This window comes from Paraburkholderia bengalensis (genome assembly GCF_037126505.1).
Taxonomy (GTDB): Bacteria; Pseudomonadota; Gammaproteobacteria; order Burkholderiales; family Burkholderiaceae; genus Paraburkholderia; species Paraburkholderia bengalensis.
Genome location: NZ_JACFYJ010000005.1, coordinates 72,240 through 91,497, shown reverse-complemented (window position 1 = coordinate 91,497; position 19,258 = coordinate 72,240). Strand labels below are relative to the sequence as shown.

Here is a 19,258-nt window from a genome sequence, read left to right as displayed (position 1 = left end):
AGGCGTCTTGCACAGCGCCGCGGAACGTAATGTCGGCGGCGTTCGTGCGCAATAGGCCGTTTATTGCGGTCTATCATGTCAGGGACAGCATTCGTTATCGAAGGAGACGATCATGCCTTCTCATCCGCCCGCCACTGCGGCCGACAAGCCTCGAGACCCCAAAAGAAGCTCGACGGGCAAGCCACCGTCACAAGCGCCACGCAACGACCAGCTCGATGCCGATGCAGCCGAGCCAGTACCACACGAGCATCTTCCTAGCCGCAGCGACGATAACTGAGGTGAGCGCGTGCGCGCCGGCAGAGGTGACACGCTTCATCTCGCAACCCAATCTGTCGAAACGAAATCGCGCCGCACAGCCCGTCGGCGCGTTTCGATCTTGTGCCGTATTTGCCTTCGCACTGACATGTCACGCAAACCGTCCGGTCGGTAACGCGGACCGTTAAGTGACGCCACCGAACCCTCGTGTTGCCACCCAGGGTAACTACCGACGCGAGAGTGCTCATCAATTGTCAAATGATGTGTTTAGAATGACGCTTCTATTGCTGCTTCGCACAAACAACTATTCATTGCGAACAGCCATGCTATTCGAATGACACAGTGCGGCCCCGCTGTGAACGTGGCGTCAGTCCATTTAGTAAGACTAACGGGAGTCGCGTGAATGCACACTCGGCATCGGGCAGTCCATACGGCATCGGAGTGGGTCGTTCCAGTTCATCGGCAAGCAGGACTCAATCTGCATACGAATAGGCGATTGAGTGACAAGGCGGCTACAGCGCGCGTGCGTCAGGCCGCCGTCGAGTAACTCGTCCACATTTAGCGCAGCGAAAGCAATGCGCAGGCCGCGCAAGCGGCCGGAACGATCAGTCGGGGAGACCAGTCAACGGCTGCATCTGCGAACCAGCCTTTGACGATCGGAGAGTTTCGCAACGAACGTCTGATAGGTGTAAAGGATGACTAATCGAATTGCTGTGATAACGGGCGGTATGGGCGGCCTGGGCGAGGCCATCAGTATCCGTCTGCACGACGCGGGATATCGTGTGGTCGTGACGTGCTCGCCGGGAAACACGTGCTCGGACGATTGGCTCGCGTCGATGGAAGCAGCGGGCCGGGTGTTCTACGCCTATCCTGTCGATGTCGCCGACTACGACTCATGCTATGCATGCATCGCGAAGATCACGGCAGAGGTCGGACCCGTCGATATCCTCGTCAACAATGCCGGCATCACGCGCGACATGACATTGCGCAAGCTCGACAAGGTGAACTGGGACGCTGTCATGCGCACCAATCTCGATTCCGTCTTCAACATGACGAAGCCGGTGTGCGAAATGATGATGGAGCGCGGCTGGGGCCGGGTCATCAATATTTCGTCGGTGAACGGCTCGAAGGGTTCTGTCGGGCAGACCAACTATGCGGCAGCGAAGGCCGGCATGCATGGCTTCACGAAGGCGCTTGCGCTTGAAGTGGCGCGCAAGGGCGTGACTGTCAACACGATTTCGCCCGGCTATCTCGCAACGAAAATGGTTACGGCGATTCCGCAGGACATTCTCGACACGAAGATCCTACCGCAGATTCCCGCTGGCCGACTCGGCAAGCCGGAAGAAGTGGCCGCGCTCGTCGCATTTCTCTGCACGGACGACGCGGGCTTCATCACGGGCGCGAACCTGGCCGTCAATGGCGGCCAGCATATGAACTGATCACATAACGACATACAAGGGCCCATGCATGTCTGGCGAAGGCGGACCAAGGGGCCCGACGAGGAAGAAGTGGTGGAGACAAAACAACAGCTTTATCAATGCCGGTGCACGAACCAGGTCGTCGTCGTGAATCGTACTTTCGGACCGCGCACTTCTGCGGATCGCGATGCGGGCCGTTATCGCGAACTGGTCTTCGAGCAGTGCATGCATGCCGCTAGCTGTCCGAAGGCAGGTCAATGCCCGCTTTGAATACATCGCGTATTACCGCGAGAGTGGTTGCTATAGGGGATGGCAATGAACGAAACATGGATTGGTGTTTTGCTGGGAGGGTCCGTGCTGTTGATTGCGTTGCTGTCGGTGGTGCAGCACTATCGCCGTGAGCGGTTGCGCGCGGAGTTGCTGAAGAATCTCGATCATCACAGCTGGTGCCATTTTTCGCGCGCGCGACGATAGGCAACGTTTGACAGCTTCGCGCCCTTGCGACATGCAAGGGCGCTCGCCTGGTTTATTCCGCGTTGCCGCCATACGAGCAAAAGATAAAACGTTTGCGCGGCACGTCAGAAGCGGTGAAAGAAGCGCTCAATTACGTCAAAGAGAAGCGCTCAATTACGTCAAAGCCAAACACGGCCAGACTGGTCGACTTATTTCCGGCTTATTTCCGCTAAGAGCGCCGTTCGCAAGACGATCGCGACCTGGTTCAATTCGCGGAGGCGTCGATACGTCCAAACACGCCTGTCGTCTTGCTTGGCCCTGCCGCATAGAAGAGGGTGTTCTTCGGCTGATTATCGACGTCGTTGCCGAAACTCATACCCCATAGCCCTGCTTGCGTGAACGGCTGCCCGCTATGCAGCGTGAGTTTGCCGAGGTCTTTGGCGCTGTTCGGATCGAATGCTTCGATCGTGCCGTCGCCGAAGTTGCCGACCAGCAAATCGTTGCTCAATGGCCCGAAGTTCGCCGGCGCCAGCGCGATGCCCCACGGTGCATTCAGCGCGCCCCCCATGCCCACGAACTGCCTGACGAAATGCCCGTCGAGATCGAACTCGTCGAGCACGCCCAAACCCGCACCGACAACCTGAGCATTGGCCGTTGCGTTCTGCTTCGCGTAGCTCACGAAGATGTTGTTGCCAACGGCCTGAATGCCGAACGGCGCAAAACCCGCGGGCAGGTTGGGGTCCCGGAACTGTCCGTCGAGCTGGATCTTCTCGAAAGCAGTATTGAACACATCGACCTTGCCGTTATGGAAATCCGCTGCGTACAGCAGGTTCTGGCCGTTCAGCGTCGCTGCCGTGAGTCCTTTGTAGATTGCGCCGCCCGTCGAATCGTCGAATGCGGTGACCGCTTGTGTCGGCAAGACTTTCGGCGACCATGCTGCAATCGTGCCGGCGTCCGTGGCCCATACGAACACGGCACTGCTGCTGTTGCCTGCGCCACTGATGACGAAATCGGATGTGGCGTTGAAGATGATGCCGGTCGGACCGGCGGGGCCGCGCGAGCCGTCGGGGATCGTCACGACGAGCGATTGCACCACGCCATTGCCGTCATATAGCGTCGACTTGTGCGTCGTGTTGTCGGATACCCAGAACGTGCCCTTGGGGTTGAACGCGATTCCCCAGCCATTTTGCAGATTCGCGTCGGTGTGCGCGGCGGGAATGCTGCCGTCGGAGACGAGCGTCGTCGACGTGAACGGACTGGGCGGCGCGGCAGGCGGGTCATCGCTGCCGCCTCCGCATGCTACGAGTCCGCTCGCGAGTATGCCGGCGATCGCAATAGTGCTAAACGATGTGCGTGCTTGCATGTTCCTCTTCCTCATGATCTGAAGTATCGATAAGAAGGATGACTTATCGATTGAATATGGCTCAATGAGTCGATTCGCTCATACGGGGAGAGCCTTCTTCAGAACGCCCATGCAAGTCTGTCTATTCCATCGGTTATATCAAACGACGTTGTCGGGGTCGCGGGCTCATTCAAGCCGCCAAAATGGCGCGATGCATGGCTCGAAGCGAAGCGATGTATCGCGAATGCGAAGTAATTTTTCAGGGCAATGACACGCGGCTATTGCGCGTGCCACGCAATGCTTTGAAAGTCGATCGACACGAGCAGCAGACCGTCGATCGCACGGCCAGCCTCATCATGCGCGAACACGCGGCGCCATATCGGCACGATAATGCCGCCGACGTTGCGGTAGTTACGGGCATTTCGAGTCGCGCGACGCAATGATTGCCGAGGCCGCCCGGCGGGCGATGCAAAAAGGTCAGGAGAAGCTCGACCCGTTATTTGCGGGCAAGAAGCGGCCGACGCTGGAGCAGGTGGTCGACATGTGGCTCGATCCTGACCATGTCGAGAATCGCACTGACGGCTGCGGAATCTGCACGCTGGCGGGCGAGGCGCGCTACGCGGGGCCGCAGGTTCAGCAAGTAGTGGCCGACTTGCAACGGCGAAGCCGATTGTTCCGCACCTGACTATTACGCTCGAGGTTCAGGCTTCGCGCTCCGCGTGAGAATACGCGTTGCGAAACACGGCCTTCAACTGCCCTTGACTGTGAACATCGAATTTGCCGTAGATCTTTCGAACATGATCGATAACGGTGTTTTCGCGGATACCCATCAGGCGCGCGATCTCGGCGTGCGAGCGTTCCAGCAACAGGTGCGTGCAGAGTTGCCTCTGCCGCTCGCTTAGGCCTAGCTGAAATCCCAATGTTTCTATTTCGAATGCGAGCGGCGGAAAATGCTCGACGTATATCGCAATGAGCGCGCGGTCCGCTATTGCATTCGCACCGTCAAACCGATATGCCTTGAATGCAAAGCGGCCGGCGGCATTGAACCGTTCGTAAGCAGGGGGAGCAGCATTGCCGCCGCGCCAGATTCTATTGAAGTTCGCGATCAGCGGTGTGAGCCATTCAGGAATTCGCGCATTGTGCGCAAGGCCGGACGTTTCGCCGCTCGCCAATGCAAGCAGCCTGCTGCCAACCGCATTTTGCATCACGACTTTACCCATATCGTCCGCCACGATGATGGACGATCGGCCATTTTCCCAATGATGCAGATGCCTGACTGTGGGGCAGGCGAGCGCGTGAGCAATATGCCTCGATAAAGGCCGAATGCTTGCCGAGTCGCTGTCGGAGAATGGCCGCGTATTCGGTGCGCGCTGCAAAGTAAGGCTGCCGCGCCCGCGCTCGCCGTCGAAAGCAGTAAGTTCCAGGCTGTAGCGAATCTGGAGCGGTCGCCAAAGCTCGTTGTATATGATGCTTTTGAGCAGTCTGCCGTCAACGCGTTGGCTGTTTTCATAGCCGCGGCCGCGGCGCATCGCGTGGCTAAAGTCGACGCCCATTACCCGGGCTTCTTCGTCCGTATTGTGTATCTGCGACAGGTACTGCGGCATGGCGGCGTACGTTGCGTCGTTCTGACTGAATACGTCGACCATTGCGTAATGCTCGTCCGCGTAAAAGAACATCCCGAATTCGGCGCCAACCATCGCTCGAACCGATTCGACGACGTGAGGAATCACGACGTGCGGCTCTACGCCAAGCGAGCATAGCCTTCGCACGTGACCGGCCAACGCAGCATGTTTGGACGACATGTCGATCTCCGTGAATCGTCGACCATGCGTTTCGGTTCGACATGACTATACTGTCAGACGGTAAGAGCAATCGTTACTCCCATTTGGGAGGGAAACGATTTAATGCAGAGGTGAACATGGCTCGCACCGATGACATTCATGCTGCCGTTCGCCACATCTATCAGGCGTCTCTGGTGCCAGGCGAATGGCAGCGTGCGCTCGAACAGATTACGCGCGCTCTTGGTGCGCACAAGGGCATTCTGAATGAGACAAGCATCGGCGACACGGGCTTGTTTGTGTTCACTGGTCTCACACGCACTTGCGCGTCGCGGTTACAGCGCGAATTCGACATGCGCGCTCCGGAGTGGATTCGCTCTATTCCCGTTGGTACGTCGCTGCGTCAGACATCGGCGATATCGGATGCGGACTTCATTCGGTCCGATATCTATAACGAGGCGGTGCGACCGGCAGGCGGGTTTTATGGAATCGTTGCATCGCTCGTGCGCACGCCGGTTCACGAAGTCTACTTCACGGTGGGCCGGGAATTGGGCGCAGCGGATTTCAGCGATGCAGATGCTGATGCAATGAACCTCATCGTTCCGCATTTAGTCAACGCAGTGGAAGTGCGACGCCGGCTCGTCGCCACGGATATGCAGGTTCGATCGGCATTTGATGTACTTGCCTATGTGGATATCGGCGTAATACTTTTCGACGTAGCGTTGCGTCCCGTGTTCGTGAATCGATGTGCGGAAGTACTCGCCTCACGCGGCGATGGTTTGCAGTTGAGCACGCGTGATGTTCTCGCCACGAGGCGAGACGAATCCGATGCGTTGCACCGAGCGATGGCGTTGTCAGCCGCGTGGTTTCAATCGGGCCGCGATGCGAGAGAGCGTGTCATCCAGCAGAAGCCGGCTGCGCGCCTGTGTTTGTCGCGAGAGCCGCCGCGCCTGCCGCTTGTCGTCAGTGTGATGCCCTTTGCAGCGGATGAAGGAGCGATTGAGCCGCTCGGTGCCAAAGGCGCGTGCGGCATGCTGCTCGTGAGAGAACCCGACGGTCCATTACGCCTCGATCTCGACGTGTTGATCGCCAGATTTCAGCTTACCCGTCGCGAAGCGCAACTGGCGGCGCTGCTCGCGCGGGGCAGCGATCTCGCGCAAGCCGCCGCGCGGCTCGGCATTGGTATCGGAACGGCGAGAGGCTATCTGAAGCAGATACTGACCAAGACATCCACGCACAGGCAGGCTGAACTTGTTGCGATGGTCTTGCAAAACAGTATGCGAGTTGCCGATGCAGCCTGATGCTATCGCGTGTTCGGCGGCATGGTGTTCTCGGCCAGATTGATGAGTCCGGGTCTGGCGCGCGAGCGCTGGCACATCACGCCGACGGCAAGCAAAAGAAGGGGATAAAGGATCGTGTAACTGAATCCCGCGAGCAGAAAGCCACAGGACAATAGCGCGAGCGGCGTGAGAAGCCAGCGCTGAAGTCGGGTCCCGATCTTCCAGCAGGCGAAGATGCAGACGAGGTACAACACCAGGAAGTTCTGATCGACCAGCATCACGAGATGCTGCACGCCGAGGTGAAGAGCCGCCGTCGCAATCAGCACGATCGCAAAGCACGCGGCAACGAGCAGCACGGCATTGCGCGGATTGCCTTTCTTGTCTAGGGCAGCAAAGATCTCCGGCAGCAAATGATTGCGTCCGGCCGAGTAGAAAAGACGGCTGGCGGCAAACACCCAGGCGTTGGCCGTCGCCTGTATCACGGCGAGCGTGACGAGTGCAAAGGGCGTTTGCCATTGCGACGGAACCAGCCGGGCAATGCCTTCCGTCGTGTTCACGCGCAGGTCATCGCCTGCGCCGTTCACAGCCGCGGCCAGGAAAAAATACAGCACGACCACGACGACAAAGCTGAAAAAATAGACGCGTTTGATGGTCCGCTGCGGCTCTTCAAATTCTTCGAGCCCGAACGAAACATTCTCCCAGCCCAGAAATGCCCAGAAAAGCAGGGCGCTCACTTTCCATATCTGCGATAGCGTCATGCCTGACCAGTCCGGGTGCGTCCATAACAGGATGCCCGCATGCACAGTCTCTGGACGCGCGGCACCGAGCGCAAGTACCGCCGTGACGATGAGACCCAGCGAAACGGTATTGACGAATGCAGTCGTGCGCACGCCGCACAGGTTGGAGATCACGGCGATGCCCAGGATCATCGCGGCCAACGGGAGCAGCGCGCGTTGATCCAGCCCGGAAGCGACCAGCGCATAGCTTGCGCCGATCATCGACTGCACGGGGACCGTCAGCGGAAAAGTGCCGCACAGTACGGCCGTGACCGCGTACTCGGCGCGTCGGCCGAGGGCGGCTTCGGCATAGCGCGAGATACCCGCTGCGCTCGCGTAGCGAGTGCCGAGAATCGCAAACACGCAAAGCAGCGGAGAACAGGCGACTGCGCAGACGAGCCATCCGAACGCGGCGATTTGTGGTGAGCTCACTTGCACCGCAAGGCCTGGAAGTCCGAATACACCCGAGCCGACAACCATGCCGACGGCCAACGCGGTGCCGCCAAATGGCGAAATCCGGCGACGCAGTTCGGTCATCTCAGTGCTCCTTGATTGCGTCGCTGATCGGGCAGTTCGCGGCGCGCGTCACGAGAGTGCAGGCATACGCGATGTCACCGGCGCGAGCGAAACGCGCTTCGCGTACGGGCGTATTTGATTCGCCGGCGATGGGATCTTAGCTACGCGAGCCTCGCGAGAGGCCCCCTTGCGAGGGGGTATCCGTTCGACGCTGTTTCCAGCTCGCCGCGCGGGCTGCGCGAACGTATCGCGCGCGGCGAGTGTGGTAGCGTGAAGACTTCCGCTTGCGCACGCCTGTTCGACGTTGCGATCCAATCACATAGAGGAGTTGTCTCGATGTCCGTCCTTCCCCGCAAAGTACAGCGTGTTCTGCTCACCAACGACGACGGCATCGACGCGCCTGGCCTCGCCGTGCTCGAAGCCGTCGCGTCGGAGATCGCCGACGAAGTATGGGTCGTCGCGCCCGAACACGATCAGAGCGGCACTTCTCATTCGATCAGCCTGCATTCGCCGCTGCGCGTGAGCCGCCAGGGCGAGCGCAGGTTCGGCGTGGTCGGCACGCCCGGCGATTGCGTCGTGATGGCCGTGCGTCATCTGATGCGCGACACACCGCCGACGCTGGTGCTCTCGGGTATCAATCGCGGCGGCAACCTGGGTGTCGAGACGATGTTCTCCGGCACCGTCGGCGCGGCGATGACAGGGCTGCTGCTCGGCCTGCCGTCGATCGCGTTGAGCCAGACCTTCACGGATCGGGAGAACGTGCGCTGGGACACGGCGCGCGAACTGGCGCCCGGCGTGATTTGTCAGTTGCTGGCAATCGAGCACGACGTGCCGGTGTGCCTGAACGTCAACTTTCCCGATGTCGATGCATCGGCGGCGGGCCCGCTCACGCCGACGAAACAGGGCGTGGGTCTCGTGCAGGGCATCGACGTGCTGCCGCAAGTCGATCCGCGCGGTCTCGAGTACCACTGGCTGCGATTCCAGCGAGGCCCGCGCGATAACGCGCCGGACAGTGAAACGGCGGTGGTCGCGTCGGGGCGCGTATCGGTGACACCGCTCTATTTCGATCGCACCGACGAAGCCACGTTTGCGAAGCTCGCGACATCACTGGGCACGTCTCGAAGCGCGTGACGCGCGGTGCGCCAATAAGAAAAACGCGGGCACATGGGCCGCGTTTCTGTTTGTGCGTTCATGCACGCAATCAGCTACGGCGATCAGCCGCGCCGATGCTTCGACAGCGTGATGGTTTCGAACAGGTCATACGTCGCCGTCGCTGTCTGGTCCGCGCCGAGGGCGTGATAGTAGTTCATCGCGATCGTCGTCTTGCCGCCGTGCGACCCCGGGTCGTAATCGAACACGGCGATGCCGTAGCCCGTGCCCGTGTCGCGCTGCGCCGACCAGATCGCATCTTCGAGCGCGTCGGCGTTGGCGCGCGTGAAGGTGCCCGCCGACGTGCCGGGTATCGGTCGATTGGGCTTCGTGAACACCTTCGCCTGCGGATTGCCGTTACCCGCATCGATGCCGTACACGTCGAGCGGCGCGCTTGTGCCGCCGCCGCCGAGAATCAGGTGGATCGTGCCGTGACTCGTGTCGAACGTGTTGCCGCTGCCCGCGTGCGGATGCGTTGCGGGCTTCGGCTGCAGCGTATCGACTTTCTCGCCCGTCGACGCATCGATCCCCGCGTGATGGTTGCAGCCGCGCACGGGGTAGCTGCGCTCGTAGTCGTGATCGTGGCCGCATAGCACGAGATCGACCCCGTAGCGGTCGAACAGGGGCAGCCACGCTTCGCGGATGCCCTTATCCGAGCCATTGCCTGTCTTCGACGAACTCAGCGCGTCCTGATGCATCTGCACGATGATCCAGTCGACGTCGTCATCGTCGGCGGCATGGCGCAGCGTCTTTTCGAGCCACCGTGTCTGCTCGCCGTCGCTATAGCCGCGAACGTAGAACGACGTGCCGGGCGGGATCGGCGGGTTTCCTGTACTGGCGGCGGGCACGAGCGGCGCCGGACCGGTGACGAACGCGGCGCCGTCCTGATAGACGATATCGTCGGCATCGAGCGAGATGAACAGCACGGAACTCACGCGGAAGCTATACCAGCGGCCTGGGAAATGCGTGCCGTTGTTCGGCAGCGTATAGCGCGTCAGATACGAATCGAAGCCTTGCGCGCCGTTGTTGAACTCGACTTCATGGTTGCCGGGGCAGGGCATCCACGGCCGGTTGGCGGCCGACGACTGGTTGTTGTTGCCGAAGTCGCGCCACACGTCGGGCTGGCTCTCTGGGTTCAGGTTCGCGTAGCACAGGTCGCCGTTGAGCAGGTGAAACAGCGGCTGAAAGCGCTCGACGGCCTGGACGGCGAAGCGGCTTTGCGGCGACGACAGCACCCAGCCCGTGTTCGGCGTCGCGAGGTCGCCATAGCTGGTGAAGCGGAATGGCGCGCGGCCGCGCGGCGCCGTTTTGAATGTCGCGGAGAACGGCGTGCCTGCGTTGCCGTCGTTATCGGCCGTGACTTCGTATTGATATGTCGTCGCGGGCTTGAGGTCTCGCAAACGCGCGTGATACGTGAACACCACTTCGCCGTTCAGGCCGTCGGTGTAAGTGCGTTGCACGGCAAGCACGGTCGCGTTCTGCTCGCCCGATGCGCTGTAGCGCACGCGCGGATTCGTCGCGGCTGCCAGCGACGCCCACGACACGACCACTTCGTCAGCAGGATCGTCGCCCCACGTCAGATGGATCTGTTCGGGCGTGCCGTCGGGTGTCGACGGGTCGGCCTTCGCGGAACCGGCCAACGTGCCCGCGGCCGTTGCGAATCCCGACGCGCCAGCGAGCTTCAGAAAGCCGCGGCGCGAGAATGTGTTGCCCTGCGTGGTGGCGGAATCGGCGGGTGGGGTATCGGGAGTGTGCTTTTTCGACATGTCGTTTGTTCTCGCGGTGGAAGGCAGACGACGCACGAAGACGCAGCGCAGCGGGCGCGTCGGCGCGGCTAAGGAACGGGAACGAAGTGCATTCCGGGCAACACGATATACCGGACTGTGTTGCCTCGTTGTGACAGCGCCGACGGTTGTCCGCCCTTCACCCCGTCATACCTGCACGAGACATTTGCATGCGGACATGAAGCCGCATTGCTGTATTAGACGATCCAGCGCTCGAAGTTTTCATCGCGCAGCATGACGTCTGCGCATTGGCCGCCAGGCGCGGCAAAGTGTTGTAACCACGCACACGACGCAACGTTTCGGAACGCCGTCGTTACAGTTGGCCTTGTCTGCGCGGTAGATCGCTTGCGTCATTCACGTTTGCTTACATACGCACACAGCTTGGCGGTTGCGGTTTGCATATAGTGCCCCCGATACACGAAGCCGGGAGTGCATGATGCAAGCAACATTCGCATTGTCGATGGATCTGCGTTTGTCACGCACCTTGCTTGCGGGAGGATGTCGACGATGACCGACTCATACGAAAGCGCGGGCGACGCGGACGTGATCGTCAGCGTCGACGAGCAGCCGTCGACGAAAGGGAGATGCGTCACGGTGCACGCGAACGGCCGGGCATTGTCGGCCGAATTCAGCGAATTGACGGGACAGCTTTGCCTGAGGGAGAACGGCGTGATGGTGCAGGAATGGTTCCCGCCGCATTCGTGGTTCGCGATTGCTTCTGTTGCGGGCGCGCGCAGCTGGGGCACGCAGCCGAGCGCGGACGACCTGCACGCGCTGATCCGCAACGAGCTGATCACGCGACGCATCGACTGACGCGCTTTAGTTCGGGCTCGAAGCGCGCAGCCAGTCAAGTACCTGTTGCCAGCGCTCGTCGTTCATCGCGTCGAACCAGCTGTCGTGACTGGCGTTTGGCAACAGCATCAGTTCCGAGCCTGGGTGTTCGCTCGCAAGCCGACCCGCATGCGCGACGGGTATCAGCGTGTCCTGCTGTGCACCGATTACGACGAGGGGCGCGCGGTAGCGCTCGAGCGCGGCGATGGAATCGAACGGATCATGCAGCATCCAGCGCACGGGGAAGAGCCTGTAGTGCTCCGCTGCCACGCTTGCGAGCGAATCCCACGGCGTAATGAGCACCACGCCGGCAACGGCCGTCTCGTTGCCGCGCACCGCCTGCGCGGCCATGCCCGCACCGAGCGATTCGCCCAGCAGATAAAGCGGCCCGCTCCATTGAGCGCGGGCTGCGCCGAGCGCGTCGCGCGAGGCCGCCAGCGCGGCCATCATCGTGCGCTCGCCTTCGCGTTTTCCCTGGCCCGGGTATTCGGCCAACACGACTCTGTAACCGTTGCGCACGAACACGTGGGCGACGGGCAGTTTGTCGCCGGCGGTTTCCGCATTGCCGTGAAATACGATGAAAGTGCCGCGCGGCGCCTGGGCAGCAGGTGTCACCACGTAGCCCGTGAACTGGCCGCCGGGATGCCACGGCTCGACGTCGTAGGCGCCACGATGCCCGGGCGGCGGATCGGGCATCTGCAGCGGCGCAGGCAGCAGCATCCTGTCCTGCATGCAGTAAAGCGCTACCAGCGCGAGCAGATAAACGGCCAGCGCAATGCCGACACAGAGCGCGAGCAACGACATGCGATGCCTTGCGAAACCGGGCGGCGTGCGGCGCGGCTGGCCGAGGTTCATGTTCGCCCGCCTGTCCGGGCGCGGGTGTCATGCATGCGCATGACGGTCCTGTTCGAGCGCCTTCAGCCGGGCATCGCCCGCGTCTTTCGCAGCGGCGCGGGTTGAGTATTTTTCGTCGGAAACGATGGCCCGTTTGACTTCGCGACCCGCGAAGTCGACCAATGCAATGATCCACACATAATCGCCGGCTTGCTCGGCTGTCTGCACAAAGGCGTGTACGTCGCCCTTTTCGCCTGCTTTCATCGTGACCTCCTAAAAGAAGAAAATGTCTGCGTGCGATGCTCGACGCGTTCAGTCATGCGTCTGAATCGATTCTAGGCGATGAATCCGGGCGCTACGAATGTGCGCCGAACGCGCGCCCCTTCAGACCGGTACGCAACAGCGCTGTGACTGGCGGGGCAGGTAAATGTTTCGTGCGCAGCGTCTCGTCCGGTAATCTGGCTGATGTATGCTGCTGGTTTTTCGGGCAGATTTGTTGGACCAGAGCAGGCGCCATCGCGGCCCTCTGGCCGACCATTGAGAGGGACACATGCGGCGGGTCGTATTCAATCAGAAGGGTGGTGTCGGCAAATCGACCATCGTGTGCAATCTCGCGGCCATCAGCGCCAGCGAAGGCCTGCGTACGCTCGTCATCGATCTCGACGCGCAGGGCAATTCGAGCCAGTACCTCCTCGGCGCGCGCGCGAACGAGGTGCATCCTACTGTGGCCGGTTTCTTCGAAACGGCATTGACGTTCAGCTTCAAGCCTGTGGACGTGACATCGTTCATTCATCCGACGCCGTTCGAAAACCTCGACATCATGCCCGCGCACGCGGATCTCGATACGCTGCACAGCAAGCTCGAATCGCGCTACAAGATTTACAAGCTGCGCGATGCGCTGAACGAGCTCGACATGTACGACGCGATCTACATCGATACGCCGCCCGCCCTGAATTTCTATACGCGCTCCGCACTGATTGCCGTCGAGCGCTGCCTGATTCCCTTCGATTGCGACGACTTCTCGCGCCGCGCGCTCTATATGCTGCTCGACAACGTGAAGGAAATCCAGCAGGACCATAACGACGCGCTGCACGTCGAAGGCATCGTCATCAATCAGTTCCAGCCGCGCGCGAGCCTGCCGCAACAGCTCGTCGATGAACTGGTCAGCGAGGGATTGCCTGTGCTTGGCGCACGGCTGTCGTCGTCCGTAAAGATTCGCGAGTCGCATCAGCACGCGACACCCGTGATTCACCTCGATCCACGGCACAAGCTGTCGCAGGAATATCTCGCGCTGCATCGCGAACTCGCGGGCTAGCGCGCGGTTTCCGAAACTGGCAAGCGAAGAAGGTGCGCTGCTTAATCGAATGTTCTTCGTTGCAGCGAACGGACGATGCGCTAACGGGTGCCCTGGACAGTACCGTTCATACGGTCACGATGCAGACCCGTAGCTTTCAATTAACGCGTTATTCAGCCCGAACGGCTTCAATATGGCTAATGCGTGCTCCGAGACGACGAGTCTCGAATCGTCCGCGATGCCGAGGTCGTCGCGTCCGGCGCGGCCTGTCACGCATAACCAGAGAAATTCGGGCAATTTCCGCTCCGGATAAATTTCCTGGAACGATTCGCTAACCGTTATTTCGACCTCGCGGCAAGTCATTCCGCTTACGCCCGCTTCATTCAATGCCGCGGCCGCTGCGTGCGTAATGATCAGTGCAGGAAAGCTTTCGAGTAGCGCGTCGCCAAGCCAGTTGATGATTCTGTAGTGCAGTTTGACGATGCCTGGCGGATGAATGGTTGTATCGGTCACGGTATTCTTGCCGAGGCCGCCCGCCACTTCGGGTTCGACATAATAAAACGCCATATCGCATTTAAGATCGGAGTGATCGGTATTGTTGGCTCACATTGCGGTTATAGCATAAGGGCGATAAGAAGTATTAATTCGTTGCGAAAGGCAACGTAATTGGAGAAAACCGTTTCGGTAATACGACGCATCGCGCATAAAGTCCGTGTTTTCAAATAAGCGTTTGAATCGGGGGCGCCGTGTGGGCGGGTTCGGCTCAGTGGCGCGGCCCGGCGCGCGTCTCGACGGCGTAAAGGTTCCTGTAAAGAGTGGCAGTCTTGCGTCGCACGGCGCACACGCGAAGAATGGAGGCGATGCCCGGCGATACGCTGGGCAACTTTCCAGGGAGCGATAGATGACCCGTGTTGTGCGCTTTCATGAATACGGCGATGCCGACGTGCTGCGTATCGAGAACGTGAACGTTCCTGCGCCTCGCGCAGACGAGGTTCAGATCGCTGTGAAGGCCATTGGCCTTAATCGTGCGGAGGTCATGTTCCGTACCGGCCGCTATCTGCAAGAAGCGGTCTTCCCCTCTCAGCTAGGCTATGAGGCTGCGGGCATCGTCAAGGCGGTCGGTGCGGACGTCAAGGGCTTTGCCGAAAACGATGCTGTCAGCGTGATTCCGACACCCGACATGTCGCGCTGGCCCACTTACGGCGAACTCATCAACATCCCCGCCCGATATGTCGTCAGGCACCCGGCGAATCTGACTTTTGAACAGGCCGCTGCATCATGGATGCAATACGTCACTGCGTGGGGTGCCCTCATTGCGCAAGGGAAACTGAATGCCGACGATTTCGTGATCATCTCGGCGGCATCGAGCAGTGTCGGGGTGGCCGCGATTCAATTGGCCCGTAGCGTTGGCGCGACCGTGATTGCGACGTCCAGGACCAGCGCGAAGGCTCAACCGCTTCGCGATGCCGGAGCACACCATGTGATAGCGACGTCAGAAGAAGACCTCGCGGCGCGCGTCAACGAAATCACAAGCGGGAAGGGCGCTCGCGTCGTTTTCGATCCGATCGGCGGCCCGGCGGTTGCGCAGCTTGCCGAGTGCATGTCGTTCGGCGGCATCCTGCTCGAATACGGCGCGCTCAGCATGGACGAAGGGACGTTCCCGCAGTTCGCGCTACTGGGCAAGTGCCTGACCATCAAAGGCTATCTTTACAGTGAAATCACTGGCAACGACGCCTTGCTCGAACGCGCGAAGCAATTCATTAGCGAAGGTCTGGAATCGGGCGCGCTTGTTCCGCTCATCTCGCGGACTTTCACATTCGATCAGATCCAGGAAGCAACCCGCTTCCTCGAATCAAACGAGCAAGTCGGCAAGATCGTCGTGACGGTCGACTAGGCGACAGGGATCGCCACTCGTCACCAATCGACCTTTCGCGAAGTCTCGATTGCGGCCAGCGCGGCGTCGACTTCGCGCCGCGCGCCATCGAACGCTGCCGCCGCCAGTGCCTGGCGCACGCGTCGAAGTTCTGCCAGAAGGGCTTCGTCGGCGCAATCGTCGAGTGCGGCAGCGAGCGCGCGTCCGCGCGCCGCGAACAATTGCGCCCACGGCAAGGGCTCAGCGCGCGTGTACTGCTCCAGTGCCTCGACATAGCGCCGCGCGCGGGCCGGGTCGCGCGCCGACAGCATCGCGTCGATCGCATCACGGTAGAACCACAGATGATTGTGCCCGACTGCGCCTCGCCGCAGCAGCTCCGCCCCCTCGTCAAGCATGCGCACGCGCTCGGCGTCGTCTTCGACCGCGCGGCTCAACGCGCTCAATGCCTTCGGCGCGCTGAATTGCATGCCGACTTCCCGGCACAACGCCAACGACTCTCTCAGGACGCGCGCCGCCTCCTCGTGTTGCCCGCTGACGAGCAACACACGCCCTTGCATCTCCAGGTTCTGCGCTCCGAAGCGGCGCGCGCCGAGTTGTCGGATCAACAGCATTTCCTGTTCGAGATGAACCCGTGTGGCGTGGGCGTCGCCCATTTCGTAGCACGCGAACGCGCCCAGCGTTTCGCACAGCATCTGCGCGCGCGGTTGCCCGACCAGCGACGCCTCGCGCGACGCGGCGACGGCATCGGCACGGGCCTCGCGCGCCTCATTCAGATAGATGCGGCTAAAGCCTTGCATCGACCGGTTGGCCACTTCGATGCGGCCAAAGCCGTGTTCGCGGCTCAGCGCGACGCAACGGCTGAAATGCTCGAAGGCCGTACGCATGCGTCCTTGCGCGTAGGCAGCATCGGCGAGACCGCCCAGCGCGCGCGCCTCCGCTTCGGGCAAGCCGAGGCGCTGCGCGTAAGCGAGCCCGCGTTCGTGTTCGATCCGGCAGTCGTCGATCCGTCCGAGCGGAAACAGGATATTGCCGCGCAGATGATGCACACGCGCCAGTTCCGTCGCCCGGTCCTCACGTTCCGCTATCTGCTGCGCGGCATCGAGCAACGCGAGCGCTTCGCTCAAGCCCTCGCTGACCCGCAACCCTTCGGCAAGGCCAAGCTGCGCGATACAACGGCTGGCATCGTCGGGCGCCGCATCGACAGCCGATCGATACGTGGCAATCGACGCGGCAATGTCGCCCAGATCGGACTGCAACTCGCCCTTGAAGCACGTCAGCGCGTGTGTTTCCTGAGGCGTATGCGCGATCCGGAGCCCGCGCTCGATGAGATGCAGCGCGGACTCCGTGAAATGCGCGGCGCGCAGCGCAAGCGCCGCCTCGAGGCAAGCCTGCGGCGCTCGCTCGTCTTCCGCGCGATCCAGATGCTGTGCGCGCAGCACGGCATCGCGCTGCGCGAACCAGTCGGCGGCGCGACGATGCAGCTCGCGCCGCCGCGCCCGCAGCAGCTGATACGCGATCTCCTGAATCAGCGCGTGCGCGAACAGAAAGTCGTCGCCTTCGGGCAGCACCAGCGCATTGGCGACCAGCGTGCTGCAGTCGTAATCGGGGTCCTCGATCAGCCGTCTGAGCAGCGCGAGCCCGAAGCGCTGCCCGATCACCGACGCCGCCTGGAACGCAGCGCGGTCGCGCGCTTCGAGCCGGTCCATGCGTGCGAGCACGAGGCTCTGGATTGACGCGGGCACCGCGTCGCTGCTGCCTTCTTCGACGTTGTGCAGAAGCTGTTCGAGGAACAGCGGATTGCCGTCCGCGCGTTCGATGCAGGCAAGCGCCACGCGCTGGGTCGCGTCGATGAAATGGCTCGCGAGCGTCAGCGCCTCGTCGCGGCGCAATGGCCCGAGATCGATCGTCGAAAGCGGCGTGTCGCGCATGCGGGCGCGCCACGCGGCATCGAGCGGATCGCCTTCGATGCGAGAGGTCATCACCAGCAGTCCTGCGCCGCTTCCGATACCCGACGCGAACGCGGACAGATAGCCGAGCACCTCGGCGTCGGCCCAATGCAGGTCTTCGACGACGATCATGCTTGGGCCGCGCCGGCATGCGTCGGCCATCATCGCCGCGACGACGGCCTGCTTGCCGCGCTTGCGCGCGCCGTGATCCATCGCGTCGTAAAGGGTGCGCCATTCGCCCGCTTGCGGCAGATCGAGCAGATCATCGAGAAAGACGCGCTGCTCAGGCGGGATGACGCCATCGCTGACGAGGCGCGCGGCGACGGCCTGACGCGCTTCGCTGTCCGCCGGGGACGACAGGTCGAGCAGGCTGTCGATGATCGCGCGCACCGGGTCCTGCCCCTTGCCCACGCCAAAGTCGAGGACGAGGCCGCGATGCACCGCAAAGCCGTGCGTCTGCGCAAACAGGCGCATCTCGTCGACGAGCCGCGTTTTGCCGATGCCCGCGTCGCCGCGCACATAAACGACGTGTCCCGCTCGCTGTTCGACGCACGCGTGCGCGATGCCGCGAAACTGCTCCAGTTCCGCCTTGCGCCCGACGAACCGGCCGCGGCTCGCACGCGCGGGTTCGTGCACGAGGCAGGCGAGGCGCCACGCGCGCGAGGGCATGTCGATACCCTTGAAATGCATGTCGCCCATCGGCTCGCAGACGGCGCGCTCGCCGAGCGCGCGCCGCACACCGTCGGACAATAACGTCTGTCGCGGGCCTGCCGCCGAAACGAGCCGCGCGGCGAGGTTCACCGCGTCGCCATGCACCGTGTAGTCCTGCGCATCGGCACGGTTGACTGCGCCTGCCACCACCTCGCCGCTCGCGATGCCGATATGCGCCTGTAGCCGATGCGCCGTTTTCGCGCTCAACTCGTCGAGCGCCTCGTGAATATCGAGCGCGGCGCGGGCCGCGCGCAGCGGATCGGTTTCATGCGCGCGCGGCGCGCCGAAGAGCGCCATCACGGCATCGCCGATGTGCTTGTCGATGGTGCCGCCGTACGCGAGCACGATGCCGTCGACCAGCCCGGTAAAGCGGTCGATCAGTTCGCGCAGCTCTTCGGGATCGAGTGTCTGCGAGAGCGCCGTGAAGCCGCACAGATCGGCGAACAGCACGGTGACCTGTCGGCGCTCCTGTAGCGGCGCGCCGACGTTGAGCGAGATGGCCTTGTCGAGCCCAGTGCGGGCCGCAGGCGGCGCATCGGCGGGTGCCGACATCTGTGCGATCGCCGCCAGCAGGCGCTTGCGATGCCCCAGCGAGCGAACGCCGAGTTCCTTCAGATCCGCGTCGCTCAGCGCGGGCAGCATCGACGCGTCGATGTCGTTGTCGGCAAACGCCTGGGCGTATTGCTCGAGCCCAAGTCCGCCGAGCCACAATTCGATATGCATCGTCATCGTCGGAATCGGTTTTCCGTTGCGCGCTTAAAAGATGAACGGCGAGATGAAAGGCGAGATGAACGGCGCCGCCTTGTCTAGTGTAGGTGTTGTGCGTACCGATCGAGGTGTGTGGGCGCTCGCATGCCGCAGGCTTTCTTCGGGGCGCGACAGGCTTTCCTCTGATGTTTCGACGCGCGGGCGGGGCGCCACCTGAACGACAGCTGCAAGGTGTAGTCTCTTTGCTCCGGACGCGCATGAGTCAGGCAGATGCGCCGTTCCGAATTTTTCGACGCAGCCTGTCCGTCAG

17 protein-coding genes are annotated in these 19,258 nt (G+C 61.7%); 8 read left to right on the top strand and 9 right to left on the bottom strand.

Annotated features, from left to right (window positions below):
• Positions 1-187 precede the first annotated feature (187 nt).
• Entirely contained in the window at positions 188-316 is a 129-nt protein-coding gene (locus H3V53_RS05070) for a hypothetical protein (protein ID WP_336597007.1), read from the bottom strand.
• A 634-nt stretch (positions 317-950) separates the two neighbouring features.
• On the opposite strand from H3V53_RS05070, the gene phbB reads away from it, so the two are divergent.
• Complete coding sequence (phbB, locus tag H3V53_RS05065; RefSeq protein WP_336597006.1) at positions 951-1,694, top strand: acetoacetyl-CoA reductase; 744 nt, start codon at positions 951-953, stop codon at positions 1,692-1,694.
• Positions 1,695-1,988: 294 nt separating this feature from the next.
• Positions 1,989-2,147 (top strand): hypothetical protein, encoded by a 159-nt coding sequence (locus H3V53_RS05060; protein WP_336597005.1) that lies wholly within the window; start codon positions 1,989-1,991, stop codon positions 2,145-2,147.
• Positions 2,148-2,391: 244 nt separating this feature from the next.
• Here the strand turns inward: H3V53_RS05060 and H3V53_RS05055 are convergent, their stop codons facing one another.
• Entirely contained in the window at positions 2,392-3,489 is a 1,098-nt protein-coding gene (locus tag H3V53_RS05055; RefSeq protein ID WP_336597004.1) for a TIGR03118 family protein, read from the bottom strand.
• Positions 3,490-3,907: 418 nt separating this feature from the next.
• Between H3V53_RS05055 and H3V53_RS05050 the strand changes: the two genes are divergently transcribed.
• Positions 3,908-4,153, top strand: coding sequence for a hypothetical protein (locus H3V53_RS05050; RefSeq protein ID WP_336597003.1), 246 nt, complete (start codon positions 3,908-3,910; stop codon positions 4,151-4,153).
• Between the two features lie 16 nt (positions 4,154-4,169).
• On the opposite strand, the gene H3V53_RS05045 is transcribed toward H3V53_RS05050, so the two are convergent.
• Complete coding sequence (locus tag H3V53_RS05045; protein WP_336597002.1) at positions 4,170-5,270, bottom strand: helix-turn-helix transcriptional regulator; 1,101 nt, start codon at positions 5,268-5,270, stop codon at positions 4,170-4,172.
• Between the two features lie 41 nt (positions 5,271-5,311).
• On the opposite strand from H3V53_RS05045, the gene H3V53_RS05040 reads away from it, so the two are divergent.
• Positions 5,312-6,547, top strand: coding sequence for a helix-turn-helix transcriptional regulator (locus tag H3V53_RS05040; protein WP_336597001.1), 1,236 nt, complete (start codon positions 5,312-5,314; stop codon positions 6,545-6,547).
• 2 nt (positions 6,548-6,549) lie between these two features.
• On the opposite strand, the gene H3V53_RS05035 is transcribed toward H3V53_RS05040, so the two are convergent.
• Positions 6,550-7,839, bottom strand: coding sequence for an APC family permease (locus H3V53_RS05035; RefSeq protein ID WP_336597000.1), 1,290 nt, complete (start codon positions 7,837-7,839; stop codon positions 6,550-6,552).
• Positions 7,840-8,154: 315 nt separating this feature from the next.
• Here H3V53_RS05035 and surE point away from each other — a divergent pair, with 315 nt between their 5' ends.
• Positions 8,155-8,949 carry a 5'/3'-nucleotidase SurE gene (gene surE / locus H3V53_RS05030; protein ID WP_336596999.1) on the top strand — a complete coding sequence of 265 codons (795 nt, stop codon included), beginning with the start codon at positions 8,155-8,157 and terminating at the stop codon, positions 8,947-8,949.
• 83 nt (positions 8,950-9,032) lie between these two features.
• Here the strand turns inward: surE and H3V53_RS05025 are convergent, their stop codons facing one another.
• The gene (locus tag H3V53_RS05025; RefSeq protein ID WP_336596998.1) at positions 9,033-10,733 is read right to left on the bottom strand and encodes a purple acid phosphatase family protein; all 1,701 of its coding nucleotides are present in this window, start codon (positions 10,731-10,733) and stop codon (positions 9,033-9,035) included.
• A gap of 525 nt (positions 10,734-11,258) precedes the next feature.
• Here H3V53_RS05025 and H3V53_RS05020 point away from each other — a divergent pair.
• Complete coding sequence (locus H3V53_RS05020) at positions 11,259-11,564, top strand: hypothetical protein (RefSeq protein WP_336596997.1); 306 nt, start codon at positions 11,259-11,261, stop codon at positions 11,562-11,564.
• Between the two features lie 6 nt (positions 11,565-11,570).
• Here the strand turns inward: H3V53_RS05020 and H3V53_RS05015 are convergent, their stop codons facing one another.
• Both H3V53_RS05015 and H3V53_RS05010 read right to left on the bottom strand, forming a co-directional pair.
• Positions 11,571-12,437, bottom strand: a complete 867-nt coding sequence (locus H3V53_RS05015) for an alpha/beta hydrolase (protein ID WP_336596996.1) — start codon at positions 12,435-12,437, stop codon at positions 11,571-11,573.
• Positions 12,438-12,464: 27 nt separating this feature from the next.
• Complete coding sequence (locus H3V53_RS05010) at positions 12,465-12,680, bottom strand: hypothetical protein (protein WP_054923040.1); 216 nt, start codon at positions 12,678-12,680, stop codon at positions 12,465-12,467.
• A gap of 286 nt (positions 12,681-12,966) precedes the next feature.
• On the opposite strand from H3V53_RS05010, the gene H3V53_RS05005 reads away from it, so the two are divergent.
• The gene (locus tag H3V53_RS05005; protein ID WP_336596995.1) at positions 12,967-13,731 is read left to right on the top strand and encodes a ParA family protein; all 765 of its coding nucleotides are present in this window, start codon (positions 12,967-12,969) and stop codon (positions 13,729-13,731) included.
• Between the two features lie 114 nt (positions 13,732-13,845).
• On the opposite strand, the gene H3V53_RS05000 is transcribed toward H3V53_RS05005, so the two are convergent.
• Complete coding sequence (locus H3V53_RS05000) at positions 13,846-14,250, bottom strand: hypothetical protein (protein ID WP_336596994.1); 405 nt, start codon at positions 14,248-14,250, stop codon at positions 13,846-13,848.
• 361 nt (positions 14,251-14,611) lie between these two features.
• Here H3V53_RS05000 and H3V53_RS04995 point away from each other — a divergent pair, with 361 nt between their 5' ends.
• The gene (locus H3V53_RS04995; RefSeq protein ID WP_336596993.1) at positions 14,612-15,604 is read left to right on the top strand and encodes a zinc-dependent alcohol dehydrogenase family protein; all 993 of its coding nucleotides are present in this window, start codon (positions 14,612-14,614) and stop codon (positions 15,602-15,604) included.
• A gap of 20 nt (positions 15,605-15,624) precedes the next feature.
• On the opposite strand, the gene H3V53_RS04990 is transcribed toward H3V53_RS04995, so the two are convergent.
• Positions 15,625-18,969, bottom strand: coding sequence for an adenylate/guanylate cyclase domain-containing protein (locus H3V53_RS04990; RefSeq protein WP_336596992.1), 3,345 nt, complete (start codon positions 18,967-18,969; stop codon positions 15,625-15,627).
• Between the last annotated feature and the right edge of the window lie 289 nt (positions 18,970-19,258).

Excerpts from the sequence above, each read along its gene's own strand:
- H3V53_RS05045 (WP_336597002.1), bottom strand. The coding sequence starts at position 5,270 with ATGTCGTCCAAACATGCTGCGTTGGCCGGTCACGTGCGAAGGCTATGC.
- phbB (WP_336597006.1), top strand. The coding sequence starts at position 951 with ATGACTAATCGAATTGCTGTGATAACGGGCGGTATGGGCGGCCTGGGC.
- H3V53_RS05040 (WP_336597001.1), top strand. The coding sequence starts at position 5,312 with ATGACTATACTGTCAGACGGTAAGAGCAATCGTTACTCCCATTTGGGA.
- H3V53_RS05025 (WP_336596998.1), bottom strand. The coding sequence starts at position 10,733 with ATGTCGAAAAAGCACACTCCCGATACCCCACCCGCCGATTCCGCCACC.
- surE (WP_336596999.1), top strand. The coding sequence starts at position 8,155 with ATGTCCGTCCTTCCCCGCAAAGTACAGCGTGTTCTGCTCACCAACGAC.
- H3V53_RS05005 (WP_336596995.1), top strand. The coding sequence starts at position 12,967 with ATGCGGCGGGTCGTATTCAATCAGAAGGGTGGTGTCGGCAAATCGACC.
- H3V53_RS05015 (WP_336596996.1), bottom strand. The coding sequence starts at position 12,437 with ATGAACCTCGGCCAGCCGCGCCGCACGCCGCCCGGTTTCGCAAGGCAT.
- H3V53_RS05050 (WP_336597003.1), top strand. The coding sequence starts at position 3,908 with ATGATTGCCGAGGCCGCCCGGCGGGCGATGCAAAAAGGTCAGGAGAAG.
- H3V53_RS04995 (WP_336596993.1), top strand. The coding sequence starts at position 14,612 with ATGACCCGTGTTGTGCGCTTTCATGAATACGGCGATGCCGACGTGCTG.
- H3V53_RS05020 (WP_336596997.1), top strand. The coding sequence starts at position 11,259 with ATGACCGACTCATACGAAAGCGCGGGCGACGCGGACGTGATCGTCAGC.
- H3V53_RS05060 (WP_336597005.1), top strand. The coding sequence starts at position 1,989 with ATGAACGAAACATGGATTGGTGTTTTGCTGGGAGGGTCCGTGCTGTTG.
- H3V53_RS04990 (WP_336596992.1), bottom strand. The coding sequence starts at position 18,969 with ATGACGATGCATATCGAATTGTGGCTCGGCGGACTTGGGCTCGAGCAA.
- H3V53_RS05055 (WP_336597004.1), bottom strand. The coding sequence starts at position 3,489 with ATGCAAGCACGCACATCGTTTAGCACTATTGCGATCGCCGGCATACTC.
- H3V53_RS05070 (WP_336597007.1), bottom strand. The coding sequence starts at position 316 with ATGAAGCGTGTCACCTCTGCCGGCGCGCACGCGCTCACCTCAGTTATC.
- H3V53_RS05035 (WP_336597000.1), bottom strand. The coding sequence starts at position 7,839 with ATGACCGAACTGCGTCGCCGGATTTCGCCATTTGGCGGCACCGCGTTG.
- H3V53_RS05010 (WP_054923040.1), bottom strand. The coding sequence starts at position 12,680 with ATGAAAGCAGGCGAAAAGGGCGACGTACACGCCTTTGTGCAGACAGCC.